The organism is Mesorhizobium metallidurans STM 2683 (genome assembly GCF_000350085.1).
Lineage (GTDB): Bacteria > Pseudomonadota > Alphaproteobacteria > Rhizobiales > Rhizobiaceae > Mesorhizobium > Mesorhizobium metallidurans.
Window position 1 is genome coordinate 48,803 of record NZ_CAUM01000040.1, and the last position, 19,925, is coordinate 68,727.

General features: G+C 62.7%; 15 protein-coding genes. 6 read left to right on the forward strand and 9 right to left on the reverse strand.

What is annotated here, in order from left to right:
• Nucleotides 1-71: 71 nt before the first annotated feature.
• Nucleotides 72-2,216, reverse strand: a complete 2,145-nt coding sequence (locus MESS2_RS07795) for a TonB-dependent siderophore receptor (RefSeq protein WP_040592495.1) — start codon at nt 2,214-2,216, stop codon at nt 72-74.
• Between the two features lie 344 nt (nt 2,217-2,560).
• Between MESS2_RS07795 and MESS2_RS07800 the strand changes: the two genes are divergently transcribed.
• Nucleotides 2,561-3,925, forward strand: a complete 1,365-nt coding sequence (locus MESS2_RS07800) for an MFS transporter (RefSeq protein WP_008873627.1) — start codon at nt 2,561-2,563, stop codon at nt 3,923-3,925.
• A 152-nt stretch (nt 3,926-4,077) separates the two neighbouring features.
• Here the strand turns inward: MESS2_RS07800 and purH are convergent, their stop codons facing one another.
• From purH to htpX, 4 genes are all read right to left on the reverse strand, one after another.
• Nucleotides 4,078-5,694, reverse strand: coding sequence for a bifunctional phosphoribosylaminoimidazolecarboxamide formyltransferase/IMP cyclohydrolase (purH, locus tag MESS2_RS07805; protein WP_040592500.1), 1,617 nt, complete (start codon nt 5,692-5,694; stop codon nt 4,078-4,080).
• Nucleotides 5,695-5,800: 106 nt separating this feature from the next.
• Entirely contained in the window at nt 5,801-7,525 is a 1,725-nt protein-coding gene (locus MESS2_RS07810) for a heparinase II/III family protein (protein WP_008873629.1), read from the reverse strand.
• Between the two features lie 147 nt (nt 7,526-7,672).
• Entirely contained in the window at nt 7,673-9,061 is a 1,389-nt protein-coding gene (locus MESS2_RS07815; RefSeq protein WP_008873630.1) for an RsmB/NOP family class I SAM-dependent RNA methyltransferase, read from the reverse strand.
• A complete protein-coding gene (gene htpX, locus MESS2_RS07820; protein WP_008873631.1) occupies nt 9,058-10,080 on the reverse strand; it encodes a zinc metalloprotease HtpX in 1,023 nt (340 codons plus the stop codon). The genes MESS2_RS07815 and htpX overlap by 4 nt, the downstream gene beginning before the upstream one ends.
• 225 nt (nt 10,081-10,305) lie before the next feature.
• On the opposite strand from htpX, the gene MESS2_RS07825 reads away from it, so the two are divergent.
• Nucleotides 10,306-10,527 carry a DUF1674 domain-containing protein gene (locus tag MESS2_RS07825; protein ID WP_008873632.1) on the forward strand — a complete coding sequence of 74 codons (222 nt, stop codon included), beginning with the start codon at nt 10,306-10,308 and terminating at the stop codon, nt 10,525-10,527.
• 50 nt (nt 10,528-10,577) lie between these two features.
• Here the strand turns inward: MESS2_RS07825 and MESS2_RS07830 are convergent, their stop codons facing one another.
• Nucleotides 10,578-11,243, reverse strand: a complete 666-nt coding sequence (locus MESS2_RS07830) for an HAD-IA family hydrolase (protein WP_008873633.1) — start codon at nt 11,241-11,243, stop codon at nt 10,578-10,580.
• Nucleotides 11,244-11,423: 180 nt separating this feature from the next.
• Here MESS2_RS07830 and MESS2_RS07835 point away from each other — a divergent pair, with 180 nt between their 5' ends.
• From MESS2_RS07835 to MESS2_RS07845, 3 genes are all read left to right on the forward strand, one after another.
• A complete protein-coding gene (locus MESS2_RS07835) occupies nt 11,424-12,293 on the forward strand; it encodes a transglutaminase-like domain-containing protein (protein ID WP_008873634.1) in 870 nt (289 codons plus the stop codon).
• Nucleotides 12,294-12,594: 301 nt separating this feature from the next.
• Nucleotides 12,595-14,073: a TadE/TadG family type IV pilus assembly protein gene (locus MESS2_RS07840; RefSeq protein ID WP_008873635.1), complete on the forward strand. Its 1,479-nt coding sequence runs from the start codon at nt 12,595-12,597 to the stop codon at nt 14,071-14,073.
• A 372-nt stretch (nt 14,074-14,445) separates the two neighbouring features.
• Nucleotides 14,446-15,714: an SAM-dependent methyltransferase gene (locus MESS2_RS07845; protein WP_008873636.1), complete on the forward strand. Its 1,269-nt coding sequence runs from the start codon at nt 14,446-14,448 to the stop codon at nt 15,712-15,714.
• A gap of 1 nt (nt 15,715) precedes the next feature.
• Here the strand turns inward: MESS2_RS07845 and MESS2_RS07850 are convergent, their stop codons facing one another.
• Nucleotides 15,716-16,465, reverse strand: a complete 750-nt coding sequence (locus MESS2_RS07850) for an MOSC domain-containing protein (protein WP_008873637.1) — start codon at nt 16,463-16,465, stop codon at nt 15,716-15,718.
• Nucleotides 16,465-18,420, reverse strand: a complete 1,956-nt coding sequence (gene acs, locus MESS2_RS07855) for an acetate--CoA ligase (protein ID WP_008873638.1) — start codon at nt 18,418-18,420, stop codon at nt 16,465-16,467. The genes MESS2_RS07850 and acs overlap by 1 nt, the downstream gene beginning before the upstream one ends.
• 324 nt (nt 18,421-18,744) lie before the next feature.
• On the opposite strand from acs, the gene MESS2_RS07860 reads away from it, so the two are divergent.
• Entirely contained in the window at nt 18,745-19,017 is a 273-nt protein-coding gene (locus tag MESS2_RS07860; RefSeq protein ID WP_008873639.1) for an usg protein, read from the forward strand.
• A gap of 306 nt (nt 19,018-19,323) precedes the next feature.
• Here MESS2_RS07860 and MESS2_RS07865 read toward each other — a convergent pair.
• A partial coding sequence (locus MESS2_RS07865; protein ID WP_040592496.1) for an aldo/keto reductase occupies nt 19,324-19,925 on the reverse strand: 602 nt, incomplete at its 5' end.

The following is a 19,925-nucleotide window of genomic DNA, read 5'->3' on the forward strand; positions in this document are numbered from 1 at the left end:
ATGAAGCGATGATCGCCACACGCATTATCGATGCGTGTGGCTCTTTAACCAATGCTCTAGCGTCTACAAGCTCACCAGGAATGTTTGAGCGTGCCGACGACCTTGAGCCGGTCGCCGTAAAATTCGGTCCCGTAATAGCTGGTTGTCAGATATTTTCGGTCGAACAGGTTCGTTGCGTTCAAGGCCAACGTCACGTCCTTCGTCACTTTGTAGCTTATTGCCGCATCCACGAGTGCGTAGCCGCCAACCGAAATCGTGTTCGCGTCGTCCCCGTAGGTTTGTCCGATATAGCGCAGCCCACCGCCAATGGTCAGGTCGCCACGCCGTCCTTCCTCCGGAAGCGTATAGTCAAGCCAGGCCGACGCCAGGTGGCGAGGAACACGCTGCGGCCGATTACCGACATTCCCGCCAATGCCGTCTTCCAGGATTTCGGCATCCCAGTAGGAATAGGCAAGCGTCAGGTTCAGGTTTTCCGCGATAGCGGCCTTGCCCTCGAGTTCGATGCCGCGGACGCCAACCTTGCCGATCTGCTGCTGGACCAGAGGGGTGACATAGGTCGGAACATTGGTTTGGGTAAGATCGAAGACCGCAGCCGTGAACAGACCATCGAAGCCATCGGGCTTGTACTTGATGCCTGCCTCATACTGCTTGCCCTCTTGAGGCTTCAGCGAACCCGAGACCGCATATTCGTTGGCGCTTGGCGCCACGAGCGGCTGGAAACTTTCCGAATAGTTGGCGTAGACCGCGAGGTTCGGGGTAAATTTGTAGGTCAGGCCGGCACGTTTGGTGAAGGCAGATGCCGTGTCGTCATCCTGCGTTCCCGAGTCGAGATAGTCAGCTATCGTATGGACACGGTCCCAGCGCCCGCCGAGGGTGACGATCCAGCGGTCATCAAACGTCAATTGCTCCTGGGCATAGACACCAACCGCCTGCTGCTTGACCCGCCAGTTTACGTAAGGGCCGAGATTGATGCAGGAGAGACCGCAATAGGTCGGATTGTTGATGTCGATGGGACCGGCGGTGCCGAAGAGGATCTTTTCGCGGGTGTCGTCGTTGGCGTAGTCGACGCCGACCAGCGTCTTGCTGTCGATCCCGTCCCAGCCCGTATCGTATTGCAACTGATTGTCGAAGGCATAGCGGTTGGACATGCCGTCGACGGAAAATGCCGTGCGGTTCGCGGTGGGATCAAGCGACGCGCCGTAGATCTCGGCGTAATCGAGGCTCAAATGCGTGTAGCGAGCATTGGAGCGAAACGTGAGGTTCTCGTTGAACTCATGCTCGAACTGGTAGCCGATATCGACCTGCTCGGTGTTGAAGCGGTTGAAATCCGGCTCGCCCAGGAATGTGCCGATGTCGATATTGGCACCGGTCGGGAAGCCGCGTGCGCCTGTGCCGTTTCGCTTGTAATAGTCAGTCAGGATGGTGAGCGACGTTCCTTCCTCAGGCTTGATGGTCAACGCGGGCGCAATGTAAAGCCGATCATCATTGGAATAATCCCATCCTTGATCGCCATCCTTGGCCAGCCCGGTGAGCCGATAGGTCCACACGCCATCGGGATCGATCGGCCCGCCAAAATCAACGCCGACCTCTTTGGTGCCGTCGCCATAAGACGTGTAGATCTCCCCCTGCTTCTCGTCCAGAGGCCGCTTGGTGATTGCATTGACCAGGCCGCCAGGGCCGTTGAGTCCAAAAAGTGTCGATGTCGATCCCTTCAGGATCTCCACGCGCTGAAGCCCGTAAGGTTCGAGACGGCTGGCCGTGAACCAGGCGGGAATGCGCGCCGCCAAACCGTCGCGATAGGTGCCGAGCGCTGTCTGGTCGAAACCACGGATACGAATATAGTCATATCGGTCATCGGTGCCGAACTCGTCGGTGAAGACGCTGGATGTGTAGGCTATGGCCTGCTGGAGGCTTTCTACATGGCGCGCCTCCAGCTCTTTCTGGGTCACAACCGAAACCGAAGCGGGCACATCGACAATTGGCATCTCGGTCTTGGTGCCGGTCGCCGTATCCTCGGCAACGATGGTCGGATCGGGCCCGACAACACGATCCGACTTGCCGTCGACGACGATCGCTTGCAACTGAGTTGCGTCGTCTGTCGAGCTGTCCTGGGCCCAGCCGATACCCGCCATTCCAAAGGATACCATCATCAATGCACTGCTCGCAATTAATCGCCTTGCCTGCGTGCGCGATAATGCTTGTCGACCAATCGTCATCTCTTGTTCCCTGTCAGACCAATATCAAGCAGTTTGACCGGTCACCCTTCCGGCTCTGCGCGAGCGCAATTAGTCAAACCGGACAAAAATAGTCAACTTAATAATCAAGAATTCGTGACTGGGAGGGTCGCCGCGAATCAGGGGTTGGGGTGCGGCGCCGGACCTTCCACAAGAGGAAGGTAGAGGCTTGGTCCGCGTAGCGGGCGAGAGCCAATTGCCTGGCTTTTCGAACGACGAACGCCTGGCAGGGCAATGAGGGCGGCACCAGGCTTCGTTCATTGCATGAGCGCATGAAACATGCAGACATGGCGCCCGATTCGGGAACCGGTGCCGGGGGAATCATCATGGCGGTAGAGACAGTGCAGCGGGCGTCGGGACGCGGCATCTGGGGCTGGATGTTGTTCGACTGGGCGGCGCAGCCGTTCTTCACCGTCATCACCACCTTCATCTTCGGGCCCTATTTCGTCTCGCGCATGGCGAGCGACCCGGAGACGGGCCAGGCGGCCTGGGGCTATGGCATCGCCGCGGCTGGATTGGTCATTGCCGTGCTGTCACCGATCCTCGGCTCGATCGCCGACCAGACCGGGCCACGCAAGCCCTGGATCGCGTTCTTCGCCTCGATCAAGATCATCAGTCTTTGCCTGTTATGGTTCGCCGCGCCCGGCTCGAACCTTTTCCTGGTCGTGCTGTTCTTCTCTCTCGCTTCGGTGGCAGCGGAATTTTCCACCGTTTTCAACGACTCGATGATGCCGCGCCTGGTGCCGAAGAGCGAGATCGGCCGCATCTCCAACATGGCCTGGGGTCTTGGTTATCTCGGCGGCATGATCGCGCTGATCTTCGTCGTCACCTGTTTGGCGGGCTCGTCGGAAACCGGCAAGACGATCATCGGCATTGACCCGCTCTTCGGCCTCGACCCCAAGCTCGGCGAGGACGCACGCGCCACCGGACCGTTGTCGGCCGGCTGGTATTTCCTGTTCATCCTGCCAATGTTCTTTTTCACCCCCGACGCAACAAAGGGCATTCCAATCGGGCCGGCGGTACGCGAAGGATTGTCGGAATTGAAGTCGACGCTGGCCGAGGTGCGGCAGCGCAGCGGTATCTTCCGCTTTCTCATTGCCCGCATGATTTATCAGGACGGCGTCAATGCCCTGCTGGCGCTGGGTGGCACATTTGCGGCAGCGATGTTCCACTGGTCGATCACCGAGATCGGTATGTTCGGCATCATCCTCAATGTCATTGCCATATTCGGGTGCCTGGCTGCCGCTCGTCTCGATACCGCGCTTGGCTCCAAAGCCATCGTGATGATCTCGCTTGTCCTGCTCAGCATCGCTACGATCGGCATTGTCTCAACCGGCCCTGGTTATACGCTGTTCGGTGCCTGGGCGATGCCCGAAACGGACAGCGGCGGCTTGTTCGGCACAGCGGCGGAAAAAGCCTATATCTTCTACGGCCTGCTAATCGGACTGGCCTTCGGCCCGGTACAGGCATCGTCGCGCTCCTATATGGCGCGCAGCGTTACCGCCGCGGAGTCGGGCCGCTATTTCGGCATCTATGCGCTGGCCGGGCGGGCAACCAGTTTCGCCGCACCCTTCATGGTGGCCACCATCACCTTGGCCAGCGGCTCGGCAAGGCTCGGCATGGCGGCGATCGTGCTGTTTCTCGGCGTCGGCATGGCGATCCTGGTCCGCACGCCATATCCGGCGGACTGAGAGACGTTCGATAATTCTACTCCGTTGACCGGCTGGCGCGGTTTTCTGCGCTTCCGGCGCTCACGGACTTGAATGTCCGCTCCGCTCCGGTTCTCGAAAACCACGCCATCCGACTCAGCGGAGCGAATTCTTGAAAAGCCTCTATGCCGGAGTTAATGCCGGAAGTGCCGCACGCCCGTAAACACCATGGCGATGCCATGCTCGTCGGCGGCGGCGATGACGTCGTCGTCGCGCATCGAGCCGCCCGGCTGGATGACGGCGGTGGCGCCGGCTTCGATCGCCGACAAGAGCCCGTCGGCGAAGGGGAAGAAGGCGTCGGAGGCGACGACAGAACCCCTGGTCAGCGGCTCGTCCAGACCAGCGGCCTCGGCGGCATCGAGCGCCTTGCGCGCGGCGATGCGCGAGGAATCGACGCGGCTCATCTGGCCGGCGCCGATGCCGACGGTGGCGCCGTCCCTTGCATAGACGATGGCGTTCGACTTGACGTGCTTGGCGATGCGAAAGGCGAATTTGAGATCGGCCATCTCGGCCGGCGTCGGGGCACGCTTCGTCACGATCTTGAGTTCCAAATCGTCGACCACCGCGTTGTCGCGGCCCTGGACGAGCAGGCCGCCGGACACGGATTTGACGGTGGTGCCGGCGCCGCGCGGGTCGGGCAGGCCGCCGGTGACCAGCAGGCGCAGGTTCTTCTTGGCTGCGACGATCTGAACCGCCTCCTCCGAGGCGCCCGGCGCGATGATGACCTCGGTGAAAGTCTTGACGATCTCCCCCGCGGCCTCGGCATCAAGGGTGCGGTTCATCGCGACGATGCCGCCGAAGGCCGAGACGGGATCGCAGGCCAGCGCCTTGGCATAGGCCGCCTTCAGCGAAGCGCCTTCGGCGACGCCGCACGGGTTGGCGTGTTTGATGATGGCGACCGTGGCGGAGCGGGCCGGGTCGAACTCGCCGACCAGTTCGAAGGCGGCGTCGGTGTCGTTGATGTTGTTGTAGGAAAGCTGCTTGCCCTGAAGCTGGCGTGCCGTCGCGACGCCAGGCCGCTTGTCGCCGTTGACATAGAAGCCGGCGCCCTGATGCGGGTTCTCGCCATAGCGCATGATTTGGTCCAGCCTGCCGCCAAAGGCGCGCCAGGTCGGATGCCCGATCTCAAGCGCCTCGGCGAACCAGCCGGAGATCGCCGCATCATAGGTGGCGGTGCGAGCGAATGCCTTGGCCGCCAGCTTCTTGCGGAAATCCAGCGACAGTGAGCCGAAATTCATCTCCAGAGCATTGAGCACCGAGAGATAGTCGCCGGGGTCGGTGACGATGGCGACATAGGCATGGTTCTTGGCCGAGGCGCGGATCATCGCCGGCCCGCCTATGTCGATGTTCTCGACGATCGAGGCGTAGCCGGCGCCGGAGCGGCGAACCTCCTCGAAGGGGTAGAGATTGGAGACGACAAGATCGATCGGCTCGATGTTGTGATCATGCATGGCTTTGGCGTGGTCGGGGTCGTCGCGCACACCAAGCAGCGCGCCGTGCACCGAGGGATGCAACGTCTTGACGCGTCCGTCCATGATCTCGGGAAAGCCTGTCAGCTCGGTCACGTCGCGGACAGCCATGCCGGCCTCGGCGATCGCCTTTGCCGTACCGCCGGTGGAGACCAGCTCGACGCCGGCCGCGGCCAATGCTCTGGCGAAGTCGATGAGGCCGGTCTTGTCGAAAACGGAGAGCAGCGCGCGACGCACCGGAACGAGGTCGGGCGCGGGAATGTTCTTGGCGGCGACGGCCATGGGCTGGCGGCCTTTCGGTTTGGAAAGCGTCCGCGCGCCGTAGCACATGACATCAGGAAATCAAGGTGGAAGCTCAATCAAGCCGGGCGCGTCACGGCAGACACAGTCAGCTTTTCTCGGGATAACCCGCGATCACGGTCCGCGTCAGTTGCCAGTGGACTTCTGATATCTCCGAGGCCTTGAAGGCCAGCACGATCTGCCGGCTGCGGCGCGGCCCGCCAAGGCCGGCGAAATAAATCGATTCCTCGACGTCGGGCGCCACTTCGGTGCAGGTGAATACCCAGGTATCGGCCTGGTCGGCGGTCAGCACCAGGCGGTCATGCTCGTCCTGGAGCAGGTGTATGTCGGGATGGATGTGGAAACGCACGGTGACGAAATCGCGGCCATTGTTGCGGATGGCAGCGTTGCCCGGCCGCTGGAACCGGTCCCTGCCGGCGAGCACGTTGCCGTCGCTCGTCAATGTCAGCTCGCGTTCGTGCAGGAAGCCGAAGCGCGAGACATAACCGTCATGGCGGGCCAGAAAACCCTGGCTGCCCGGCTGGTCGGTGCGCTTGCAGGGCACCTGCTGCGGGCCACCGATCAACGGCGTGCCGAGCAGGTCGTTGACGCGCAGCGAATGGCTGAAGCGCGCCGACGAAGTGTCGTTGACGGTGGCGGTCGAGTGGGCGGCCGTGGCGCGGGCAAGTGGCCGGAATTCGGCGGCGCCATAGGTGTCGACGCCGGCATTGACGATATAGTGCTGGCGGCCGGAGGACAGTTCGAAGGCCAGGCATCCGGCGTGCGCGGCGTTGGAAACATCGACGGGCGGCGGCGGGCCGGTGTCGGCGATGACCGTCACGCCGCCCATGGAGAGGCGCTCATAGCCAGAATGCGGCGCGTGCAGCAGTGGTGCTCCGGCGGTGTCGTCGTGGCGCAGGATGGTGGCGATACGGTCGTGGATGGTCGCGCCCATGCCGTTGAAGCGGGCGAGGCTGCCGTCCTGGTGGCGAAAGAAACGCAGCGCCGGCAGCATGCGGTCGATCGCGCCCATCAGAGCCACCGGCGGCGTCTCCGCTTGATTGGCATAGGTCTGGCGCAGCGGCAGGAGGTCGGCAAGGAGCTCGAGAACGGTCATCGGATTGCGGGAGATATGACCACCGTCGGGCAAGATCTGGCGGTCGAGCTCCTCGGCGAGGTTGCGTGTCGCGTTGCGCAGCGCCGATGCCGGCGCGGGCAGCGACAGAGCGGCAAAGGCGAGCGCTATACGGGCGCGCAGCCTGTCCTTGCCGTCCGGCATCTCGCGCGCCATCGCCCTGAGATAGCGGATCTGGACGGCAAGCGATTTCAGGAAGGCCCGGTAGAAGGGAAATTCAGCACCCTGCAGCACGACCGAGGAATGTTGCAGCCAGGCGATGACGCGCTTGGCCGTCGTGCCAGGCTCCCAGCCGACGCCGGAAATCTGGCCGCCATGCATGGTGATCCAGTCGGAAACCAGCGCGCGGGCATTGGCCGCGGCAAGTTCGGTGCCGGCGGCGCGCATATGGCGCAGCCAGCGAAAGCCGTGCAGCGTCTTTTGCCAGCCGGGATTGGGCACCTCGATCTGGAACGGTGACTTGCCGCCGGTCTCGACCAGATGTCCTGACAGCGGATAACGGCCATAGTAGATCTCAAGCGCGATCTGCGGGTCGGCGAGGCGCAGGTCCGGCGGAGCGATCAGAACGCGTTCCGGCGTGCGGCCGGAATAGCGCCAGCGATAGACGGGCCCGGCACGCAGGCGCCGGCGCGCCTTGCGCCAAAACTCCCTTGCGACAAGCGTCCATAGACGCGCCGTGTTGCCGGCAGCGAGTGCCAAAACCCCTCCTCATCGCCCTCAACCCGAAGACAAGCTTATGTGATTCAAGAACTTATGCGAAGGCGAATTCCAAGGAAGCCTTGGAGTTCAACCCGGTTTCCGCATGGTTCTCCCCAAAAAAGTCGACAAATTTCAGGGTCCGAGTCTTTAAAGAGCCCTGCGCATGCGGGCGGCGAAGAAGCCATCCAGACCGGAAACCTCGGGCGATTCGAGCTCCATGTCGGCGGGCGTGGTGCGCAGCGTGCCTTGCGGCGTCAGGAATGGATCGATGCCGGCGACTTCGCCCGGGCGAAGCGGATCGTCGACGATACCAGCCGTTCCGGCGCGGAAGGCACGGTGAAGCGCCTCGCCTTCGAGCGGGTCGAGCGAACAGTTGGAAAAGACGATGCGACCGCCAGGCCTGACCAGGGTCACAGTGCGGGCAAGCAGCCTTGCCTGCAGAGCTGCAAGCTTTTCGACGTCGGCCGGCGTCTTGGTCCAGGGCACGTCGGGATGTCGCCGCACCGTGCCGGTCGAGGAGCAGGGCGCGTCGAGCAGAACGGCGTCGAACAATTGGTTCGGCTCATAAGCGAGCAGATCGGCCTGGACGATCTCGGCGGAAAGGCCGAGGCGCTCAAGGTTCTGCGTCAGCCGGGCCAAGCGGTTCCTGGACGTGTCGACGGCGGTGACATGGGCGCCGGCAAGAATGAGCTGGGCCGTCTTGCCGCCGGGCGCGGCGCAGAAATCGGCGACGCGAAGTCCCTTCACATTGCCGAACAGCCTTGCCGGAAGGCTGGCCGCGGCATCCTGGACCCACCAGGCGCCGTCCGTGAAGCCGGGCAATTCGGTGACGGAGGCGCTGAGCTTTCCGACGCGCACCGTGCCGGTCGGCAGCACGATGCCGCCGAGCTTTTCTGCCCACAGCGCGGGGTCGGACTTGACCGAGAAATCGACCGGCGCCTCAAGGCGATGGGCAGCGAGGATCTGCCTGGCCTTATCGACGCCGTAGGTCGCCTTCAACCGGTCGGAAAACCATCTTGGCGCTTCGTCGGTAGCGGCAAGGGCGGCAGGCAATTCCGTTTCCTTGGCACGCGCCAGCGTGCGCAGCACGCCGTTGACGAGGCCGGCAAAGCGCAGCGTGCGCGGATCGGACTTGGCGTGGGTGACCGCAAGGTCGACAGCGGCGCTGTCGGGAATGTCGAGGAACAGAATCTGCGCCGCCGCCACATGCAATATGTGCGACAGCGCAGTGGCGTTGGGCGGCAGCGGCTTTTCCAGACGGCGGGCGAGCAGCCCCGCAATCGTCATGCGGTAGCGAAGTGCGGTGACCAATATGGCACGCACCAGCGCGCGGTCACGCAGGTCGAGCGCCTTGTATTGCGGGTGGCCGTTCTCGTGGTCGGTCAGCCCGTCAAGCGGCGTTCTGGCGTCGATGACGGCGGCCAGCAGACGCGCAGCCGCCTTGCGGGCGGCGAGGCCGGCAACGAATTCGCCACCGGCATTTTGCTGCTGATCACTTGCAATTGTGCGTCTAGGTCCGCTGTCCGCCACACTCACGACCACCGGCCCTTGGGCCCGGTCGGATTGCGTCCCCACGGATTGGTTTTGGGCTTGGCTGGCTCCGCCGGCTGCTCGGACTGCCCGACCTGGTCCCACGGACCTGACGGCTGTCGTTCGTCCGCCTGCCGCGGAGATGAGTCTTGGCGCGGCGGGATCCGGGTTTCGCTGCCACCCATCTCGCGCGCCAGCGCCTGCAAGGCGGCGATGCGGTTCTCGGTGCTCGGATGGGTGGAAAACAGACTGTCCATGCCCTTGCCGGAAAGCGGGTTGATGATGAAGAGATGGGCCATGGCCGGGTTGCGCTCGGCGTCCGGATTGGGAATGCGTTCGGCGCCGCGGGCGATCTTGTCAAGGGCTGAGGCCAGCCACAGCGGACGGCCGGTGATTTCGGCGCCGCGCCGGTCGGCCTCGTATTCCCGGGTGCGGCTCACCGCCATCTGTACGATCATGGCGGCAAAGGGGGCGACCAGCATGGCCACCAGCACGCCGACAAAACCGAACGGATTGTTGTTGTCGCGGTTGCCGCCGAAGAAGAAGGCGAAATTGCCGAGCATCGAGATTGCGCCGGCAAGCGTGGCGACGATGGTCATGGTCAGCGTGTCGCGGTGCTGCACATGGGCGAGTTCGTGCGCCATCACCGCTGCCACTTCCTCGTGCGAGAGCCGCTGGAGCAGGCCGGTCGAGGCCGCCACCGCGGCATTCTCAGGATTGCGGCCGGTGGCGAAGGCGTTGGGCTGCGGATTGTCGATCAGATAGGTCTTCGGCATCGGCAGGCCGGCCTCTTTGGCGAGCGCCTGCACGATGGAGTGGTATTCGGGCGCATTCTTCTCGTCGACCTCGACGGCGCGGTTCATCGACAGCACCATCTTGTCGGCGTTCCAGTAGCTGAACAGATTGGTGGCGGCGGCGATCAGCAGCGCGATCATCATGCCGCCCGAGCCGCCGATCAGAAAGCCGACGCCCATGAAGAGCGCGGTCATGGCGGCCAGAAGCATGGCGGTGCGAAGGGTGTTCATCATCTGCTCCGTTTCTGCCGCGCTGCGGAAAGGGGGTCGATCTCTTACAGTGCCGCGCGTCCTCAAGGACGCGCAAAGGACACTGTAACACTTTTGTTTTGCGCATGATCCTTTCCGAAAATCGATTCCGATTTTCGGGGTCGTGCGCTAGTCTCATGGCTATATGATGGGAAACGCTTGTTCCTCTTTCAATTGGCCGCGGTTTCAATCCGCCGGGATTATCGCATGATCGACGAAACCAGTAAAACAAATGCCAGCCCCGGCAGCGAGTCGCCGCAAAAGACGTTGACGCCGGCGGCCGAGCGCGCGCTGGCGGAGGCGCAAGCGCGGCGCGAAAATTATCGCGAGAAGGAAGCCGCGCTGCCGAAGGAGATCGGCGGACGCGGCGGCAAGGAACCCGGCCGCTATGGCGACTGGGAAGTCAAGGGCCTGACCAGCGACTTTTAGCGTGCGCCGATATTCAGGTGATGCCGACCTGGCGCGAATCCCGACTCCCGCTAAGCCGCAGCGAGCACCGGCTCGATGGCGATCCAGCCACTGTCGTCGACAGAGATGCCTATCGCCTCGTAACCGGCGATCGCGGCATGCGGCGTTTGCAATTCGTGCCGGTGCGTGGCGCTGATCACCATGACGGCGGCGCCCGCCGCTTCGGCCGCCGCTATGCCGGCCGGCGCATCCTCGAAGACGAGGCAGTCGCAGGCGTCGACACCGAGCTTCCCGGCTGCCAGCCGGAAGCAATCTGGCGCCGGCTTGCCGCGCGAGACATCCTCCGCCGCCACAAGGAGGGCGGGAAGCGGGATGCCAGCGGCCTTCATGCGCAGCAGCGCCAGCTCGCGCGGCGCGGAGGTGACGATGGCCCAGCGCTCCGGCGGCAAAGCAGCCAGGAACGCCACGGCGCCGGCGATCGGAACAATGCCTTCGACATCGGCGGCCTCGGCCTGCAAAAGCACATCGGCTTCATGCGCCGGATCGACGCCGGGAAGGGCCAGCGCAGCGATGGTCTCGATCGCCCGCACGCCGTGGATCGTCGGCAGGAATGCGGCAACGTCGAGGCCTTGCCGACGCGCCCACGCCGCCCAGACCCTTTCCGCCGAGGCAATCGAATTGAGCACCGTGCCGTCCATATCGAACAGGAAGGCTGCGAATTTTCTGCCTGCGAACATCTGTTTTCCTGAGGTCGTTTTGGAGGAATGCCCCGAGCGGAAGCATATCGATCGACCGTAACGCTGCCGCGTCGGCATGGGAAGGCGTGAGCTTGCGTTTTCGACGCCTGCGGGGAACCGTCGCCGGCTTGCTGCGTTGAGCAACACTGTCTTCCATGACGATCGAAGGGGGGAACGGCGATGCTGATAAGGCTCGGCTATGAAATTGCCATTGATTGTGTTGCAGCTACGCCGGTCATTTCACTGCTCGATATCCACCGGGATCGCCAACCCGACATCAAGCGGCAGACGCGCGTGCTGACGTCACCCTCGGTGCCCACCACGGTCTACCATGATCTCTACGGCAATGCCTGTCGCCGGTTCACCACGCCGGCCGGAGGCTTCCGCATCCTCTACGATGCGGTTGTCGAAGACAGCGGCGAGCCGGACGAGGCCAACACGCTGGCCAGGGAACTGCCGATGGCGGAGTTGCCAGACGATGTCCTGATCTATCTGCTCGGCAGCCGCTATTGCGAGACCGACCACCTCAGCAATCTCGCCTGGCAGCGCTTCGGTCATCTGCCCTCCGGCTGGGCGCGGGTGCAGGCGATCGTCGATTACGCCCACAACCGTCTGTCCTTCGGCTACGGCTATGCGCGTTCGACCCGCACGGCTGCGCAGGCGCATGAGGAGCGGGTCGGCGTCTGCCGCGACTTTGCCCATCTGGCGATCACGCTTTGCCGCTGCATGAACATCCCCGCCCGCTATGTGAACGGCTATCTCGGCGACATCGGCGTGCCGGTCGACCCGGCGCCGATGGACTTCTCTGCCTGGCTGGAGGTGTTCCTCGACGGCAAATGGTACACGTTCGACCCTCGCCACAATGTGCGCAGAATCGGCCGCGTCGTGATCGCCCGCGGCCGCGACGCGACCGACGTGCCGCTGCTGCACAGTTTCGGCCAGCACCGGCTCAGCCTGTTCAAGGTCTGGACCTACGAGCAGGAAAGCAATCTGTTCAATCCTCCCCATCATGGCATCAACAGAACCGTCAGCGCGCAGATGTTGGCATAGCCGCTCAGGCGCGAAGGGCGTGGGGCTGATCCGCGTCGGCACAGCATCTCTGTGCCGGATCGGGACCGGGTTTCCGGACGACTCGGCAGCGAGCGGATCATGGTAAGCGCTTCGTAAAACGAAACGGCCACCGGGCCTCCTCGTTTACCGGCCGTTTACCAAACCGCGTTTTGAAACCAAGCAGAAACAGCGGCTTGGCCGCGAGCAACCGGGTTTCCGCTCCATAGCAAGGCCATCCGGCCGGAATCCTGCAATCCCGCCTTCACATGGCTACGAGGCTGTGACGATGGAGGCGAAAAGCATGCGGCATGTTTGGGGTCTTGTTCAGGCGATCGGCAGCTTCGGCAGGGATCGTGGCGGAAACTTTGCTGTTCTGTTCGGCGTTGTCGGTTCGGTTCTGGCGCTGGGCGCCGGCTTTGCCGTCAATGTCTCGCAGCTCTACAACGCCAGATCGAGCCTGCAAGGCGTGGTCGACGCGGCGGTAACCTCGACGGCGCGCGACCTGACGACCGGTGTCATCAAGGAGGCCGACGCCAACAAATCGGTGCAGGCCTTCCTCGACGCCAACAGCACGGCCGGCATCCTGCAGGCCGACCAGATCGTCCTGGACAAGCTGACGGTCGACAGGACCGCCAATACGGTCCGGGCGGACGCCCATGTCGATGTCGGCCTCTATTTCCCGATCTTCGGCCTGGACAGCGCACGGCGCGTCACCGCGTCCACCACTGCGCTCTATTCGGACAAGACGGTCGAGGTGGCGATGATGCTCGACATCACGGGGTCCATGAAAAAGAGCGGCAAGAAAGACAAGATCGGTGATCTGAAAGCAGCGGCGAAAAACGCCGTCCAGACGATGCTTCAGAACCAGGATCCGAAGACCCCCCGCATCCGCGTCGCGCTTGTGCCTTATGCATCCGCCGTGAACGTCGGCAAGCTGGCGGAAAACGTCTATGCCGAGAAGCAGGGGGGCTCCGACCTGCCGCCCGTCGCCGGCAGCTCGCTTCTCGTCGCCAAGACGGGCAACAAGCTGCTGCCGTCCTTCAGCGACTACATCTCCATTGTTAGCGCCGCGATGCCTCGCCCCGATGATTGCGCCACGGAGCGCAAGGACAAAAACGGCGATCCGGATTTTAGCGCCGACGGCCCCGACACGGTCCGCACGAACAGCAATGGCAAGAAATATTATGCCTTGGTCAACCGGGACGATCATCTGGGTGGCGGAGGAATGAACAAGTGCCCTGATGCGGCGGTGATCCCGCTGACCGCCGATTCCGGCGCGTTGCTTGGTTCGATCGACGACTTCCGGGCCGATGGTTATACGGCCGGCGCGATCGCCATTCAGTGGACCTACTATATGCTGTCGCCGCAATGGCGCGCGGCGATCAAGAATGCCGGTCTCGGCAGCGGCCCCTCGGATACCAATGCGAAGAAGATTGCCAAGGTCGCGATCCTGATGACCGATGGCCAGTTCAATACAGCCTTCGCCGGCGCCGGGGGCAGCTACAACAGCCAGGGCAATCTGGCGCGCGGCAACGCTGAAACGCTATGCGGCAACATGAAAAGTGACGGCATCGAGATTTTCACCATCGGCTTCGATCTCAACGACAAGGATATGTCGGCAACCGAGCGGGATCAGGCAAAGGCGGTGCTGAAGGACTGTTCGTCGAAGGACGCCTCCGCCACCAACAGACACTATTTCGAGGTGTCCACCGGAGTAGAATTGGATGCCGCCTTTCAGGAAATCATCCGAAATACCGAAAAGGTTGCACTCACCCAGTAATCAGCAAACGGAAAAGGCCGCCGCTTCTTTCGAAGCCGGCGGCCTTCCGTGTTTCCGTCCATGGCGCGGCTCATTGGCAGCGACGCTTCACGTCGCCCGCCGCGCATCTCGCGCCTTAACGGGAAGACTGCTTCCCGAAAGTGCAATCCGCTGAGGCCACGTTCTGGAAAACGAAATCACTCGACATCGGATCACCTCCTTTCGATTTGTTGAACACACCCTCATGATGGTGTGCGCCGCAGCAAATGGCAAGGCGTCCTGTTGAAAAAGCCGCATGTGATGTTTTTCGGCACCGGCGCGGGTTGCGGTCCACCGGCCAACCGGACAACATTGTCGCATTGACCGTCGGCACCCGGCGCATCGGGGAAGGAAATGGAAGCCAGCAACAAGGCGGCACGGATCGTCCGAACGGTCATCGAAACGCTGGAACCGGGTTTTGCGGTCAGGCTGTGGACCGGCGAGCGGATCGGGCCCGCCACCGGCCCGGTGCTCACCATCAACGACCAGGATATCGTCTGGCAGGTGGTCCGCCGGCCCTCCTTGTCGACGCTGATCGAGATGTGGATCTCCAAGGCGATCGACGTCGAAGACGGATCGCTGTTCGACTTCTATGCCTTGCCTTCGCAAGGCAAGCTGCGCACCAAGCTCAAGACATTGCCGAAGCTCGCGGTCCTGCGCGACCTGCCTGCCGTACTGTTTTCAAGAAAGCAGATGACGACGCGGACGGACCTTTCCGGCAGTAACCCTTTCGTCAGCGGTTCGAACAGGCAAGCGATCCAGCACCATTATGACATTTCGAACGCCTTCTACCGGCTCTTCCTGGACGAGCGCATGGTCTATAGCTGCGGCTACTTCACCGATTTCGCCAACGGCATCGACCAGGCGCAGAAGGACAAGCTCGATCATATCTGCCGCAAGCTCAGGCTGAAGCCCGGCGAGAGGCTGCTCGACATCGGCTGCGGCTGGGGCGCGATGCTCATCCATGCGGCGAAAAATTACGGCGTTACCGGCCACGGCGTCTCGCTGTCGGAAGCCCAGACCGCGCTTGCGCGCGAGCGCATCCGCGCCGAAGGTCTGGAGGACCGCATCACCATCGAGATAAAATCCTATGCCGAACTCACCGGCTCCTTCGACAAGATTTCCTCGATCGGCATGTTCGAGCATCTGGGGCTCGCCAACCACGCCACCTATTTCTCGACCATCCATCGTCTGCTCAAGCCCGGCGGCATATACCTGCACCATGCCATCACGCGGCGCGACAAGGGCAGCATCAAGAAAACCCTACGCAAGGGGCCGGAATACAAGGCGTTGCTCAAATACATTTTCCCCGGCGGCGAGCTCGACACGATCGGCATGACGCTCGGCAATCTCGAAGCGCACAGTTTCCTCGTCTACGATGTCGAAAACCTGCGCGAGCATTACGCCCGCACCTGCCGTTTGTGGGCGGAGCGCCTCGATGCGCGCTTCGACGAGGCGATCGCCGAGGTCGGCGAGGCCAAGGCGCGGCTCTGGCTGCTTTATCTCACCGGCTGCTCGATCACCTTCGAACGCGCCTCGGCGCAGATTTTCCAGACCGTCGCCACCAAGCGGGCGCGAGGCCCGAGCGGCCTGCCGCCGACGCGGGCGGATCTGTATCGGTAATCTACACGAAGCGCATCGGCGCACCGATTTCGACGCGGGCTGGCCGGTCGACGATGCAGTAGACGCCCATATTGTGGGCGTTGTGACGAACCAGATTGCGCAGGATTGCCGGGTCGTGGTCGAAGCCGTCCTGGGCGATGATGGTGAAGCCGCATCGCCGGCACGGTTCGGAGATGGTCAACAGCAGATCGCCGATCGCCAGCTTGCGCCCGATCCATTCCGTCTCCGGGAACGATCCCTCGACGGCCGCCATGTCGACGACGATGTTGGGGCGGAAGCGGCGCGAGTCGGGCGAACCTTCCGGATGCAGCGCCTTAAGCCGCGCCAGCGAAGCGGTGGTCAGGAGGTGGATGGGCGCCTTGCGGTAGCGCTCCGCGGTCAGCGGGCCGGTGTATGCCGGCGCGGCGTTCTCCTGGCGAAACGGCCGGATCGAAGCTGCGAAGCCGAGATAGGCTGAAACGGCATAGTCGCTTTCGTCGCCCGGCGCCGTCAGCCAATCGCCGCCGGGAACGGCGATATCGAGCGCCCTGTCGCCGCTCAACCGGGTGCGGATCAATGGCACCTTGTGCCATTTCGCTTCGCGGTCGGGTCGCGCGATCTCGTTGTTCGAGGCATCGACGAGGCCGAACAAGCGATCGCCATCAATGGTCTCTTTTCCGACCGCGATTACGTCCTGGCGCTCGCCGGCGAGCGAACTCGCCGGATAGCGCCAGAGCTCGCTGACGGTGCCGGTCTCGGTCGCGGCCGGCATCAGGCCTTCTTGTTCTGCCGGTTGGCGACGAGATCGTCGACCACCGCCGGATCGGCCAGCGTCGAGGTGTCGCCGAGTGCGGCAAAATCATCCTCGGCGATCTTGCGCAATATGCGCCGCATGATCTTGCCCGAGCGGGTCTTCGGCAGGCCCGGCGCGAACTGGATCTTGTCGGGCGTGGCGATGGCGCCGATCTCCTTGCGGACATGGGCGACGAGTTCCTTGCGCAACTCCTCGCTCGGCGTCTCGCCGGCCATCAGCGTGACGTAGCAATAGATGCCCTGGCCCTTGATGTCGTGCGGATAGCCGACGACGGCCGCTTCCGAGACCTTGTCGTGGCTGACAATCGCCGACTCGACCTCGGCCGTGCCCATGCGATGGCCGGAAACGTTGAGGACATCGTCGACGCGGCCGGTGATCCAGTAGTAGCCGTCGGCATCGCGGCGGCAGCCGTCGCCGGTGAAATATTTGCCCTTGTAGGTCGAGAAATAGGTCTGCACGAAACGTTCGTGATCGCCATAGACGGTGCGCATCTGGCCGGGCCATGAGTCGGTGATGCAGAGATTGCCGTCGGCCGCACCCTCCAGCACCTTGCCGTCGCCGTCGACCAGTTGCGGCTGGACGCCAAAGAAAGGCCGCGTCGCCGAGCCTGCCTTGAGGTCGGTGGCTCCGGGCAGCGGCGTGATCAGGATGCCGCCGGTCTCGGTCTGCCACCAGGTGTCGACGATCGGCACCTTGGCGTTGCCGACGACGTTGAAGTACCACTCCCAGGCTTCCGGATTGATCGGCTCGCCGACCGAACCCAGCACGCGCAGCGACTTGCGCGAGGTCTTCGTCACATGCGCGTCGCCGGCACCCATCAGCGCACGTAGCGCCGTCGGCGCGGTGTAGAAGATGTTGACCTTGTGCTTGTCGATGACCTCCCAGAAACGGGATTGCGAGGGGTAGTTCGGCACCCCTTCGAACATCAGCGTGGTGGCGCCGTTGGCGAGCGGGCCATAGAGGATGTAGCTGTGGCCGGTGACCCAGCCGACATCGGCGGTGCACCAGTAGATGTCGCCGTCATGGTAGTCGAAGACATATTGGTGGGTCATCGAGACGTAGACGAGATAGCCGGCGGTGGTGTGCAGCACGCCCTTCGGCTTGCCGGTCGAACCCGACGTGTAGAGGATGAACAGCGGGTCCTCGGCCTTCATCTTCTCCGGCTTGCATTCCGCCTTAACCGCGGCCACCTCGTCGTGGTACCAGACGTCGCGCCCGGCGACCCAGCCGGTCTTGCCGCCGGTGCGGCGTACGACCAACACTTTCTCGACCTTGGTGCCGGCTTTTGCCGCGATCTCGACCGCCTTGTCGGTGTTCTCCTTCAGCGGGATGGGTTTGCCGCCGCGCAGGCCCTCGTCGGCGGTGATGACGAAGGTCGACTTGCAGTCGTCGATGCGGCCGGCGAGCGCGTCCGGCGAAAAGCCGCCGAAGACCACCGAATGGATGGCGCCGATACGCGTGCAGGCGAGCATCGCATAGGCAGCCTCCGGGATCATCGGCATGTAGATGGTGACGCGGTCGCCCTTCTTGACGCCGTGCTTCTTCAGCACATTGGCCAAACGGCAGACATGCGCATGGAGCTCGTTGTAGGTGATCTTGCGGTCGTCATAGGGATTGTCGCCCTCCCAGATGATGGCGGTCTGGTCGCCGCGTTTCTTCAGATGCCGGTCGATGCAGTTCCACGACACATTGGTCTCGCCGTCCTCGAACCATTTGATCGAAACCTTGCCGTCGAAGGAGGTGTTCTTGACCTTGCTGAAGGGCTTGAACCAGTCGATGCGCTTGCCGTGCTTGCCCCAGAACTTGTCCGGGTTCCTGATGCTGTCGGCGTGCCATTTGAGATAGGTGTCGTTGTCGATCAGCGCATTCTTCTTCCACGCCGGCTGGACGCGATGGACATGAACATCGGACATTCTTAGCTTTCCTCCCAAACCATGCCGCTGGCTTGACGCACCAGCGGGCTCGCGGCATTGCAGCCGCGAATTCGCGCGCATTATTAACAGTTCCGCCGTGACGGCAACATTAGACGTTGGATTTGATAAAAGATTGGGGATTTGCGCGGCGGGATGCCGCAGCTGTCTGTTTGCGGCGGCTGTCAGCACTCGGACGTGATCGCTGCTAACTACATGTTTTTGCGTAGTAAACTCGGCCTACGTCGCGAAATATCAATAGACGATTAAGCAAATAGCGCGCACAATTTCACATTGGGAGGAAGGAGAATCAACCTGGGGGCTGCAATGCGCGACCATTCAGAAATGGACCTGATGCTTAGGGGATATGGCTTGACCACGGCCAAGATCCTTTATCACTTTCCTGACCACCCGCATCTCTTACAGAGTTTCATCTGGCAGGACTACGACATCGCGCCGAAATTCCCGGTGCTGATCCGCTTCATCGAATTCTGGCAGGCCAAACTCGACGGGCCGCTGCATTCGGTGAGCTATACGCACCAGAAACTGATCGCCCCGAATGAATGGCGCAAGGTCGATGGCGAGTTCGTGCTGCATTAGTTCCTTGGCACAGAAGTTTGACGGACCGTTTGCGTCAGCGGACCCCACGCCTTGGCGATTGGCGGAAACATCAATCACTTCGTCATCCACGGGCGGAGCAAGGAGCGTAGCGACGCGGCGCAGACCCGAGGATCCATGCCGCGACTTCCGAGCGCTGCTGCGGTGTAGAATTCTGCTCCGCTGCATATTTCGACAAAGGTCACGGAATGGATCCCAGGGTCTTCGCGACGGAGCTTCGCTCCTGCTTCGCCCAGGGATGACGAAGTTGAGGGCTTCAGCTGATCCCGAAACGAAGGATCGCGACGCTTACACCGCCGGTGGGTTCAGTCGGGCAAAGGCCTCCTGGCGGCGGTAAGGGAAGTACGGATAGGGTGCGGTGACTTCACTTGCCGCGTCGAGCTTCTTCATCTGCTCCGACGTCAACGTCCAGCCGACCGCACCGAGGTTCTGGCGAAGCTGCTCCTCGTTGCGGGCGCCGATGATCACCGATGACACGGTTGGGCGCTGCAGCAGCCAGTTGATGGCGATCTGCGGCACCGTCTTGCCGGTTTCCTGCGCCACAGCGTCAAGCGCATCCATGACGCGGTAGAGATGCTCGTCCTCGACCGGCGGTCCGAAGCTTGCGGTGTCGTGCAACCGGCTTTTCTCCGGCAGCTTCTCGCCGCGGCGGATCTTGCCGGTCAGGCGGCCCCAGCCGAGCGGGCTCCAGACCAGCGCGCCGACGCCCTGGTCGAGGCCGAGCGGCAGCAGCTCCCACTCATAATCGCGCCCGACCAGCGAATAATAGACCTGGTGGGCGACGTAGCGCGGATAACCGTGCCTGTCCGCCAGGCCGAGCGATTTCATCACTTGCCAGCCGGAGAAATTGGAGACGCCGACATAGCGCAGCTTGCCTGTGCGTACTAAGG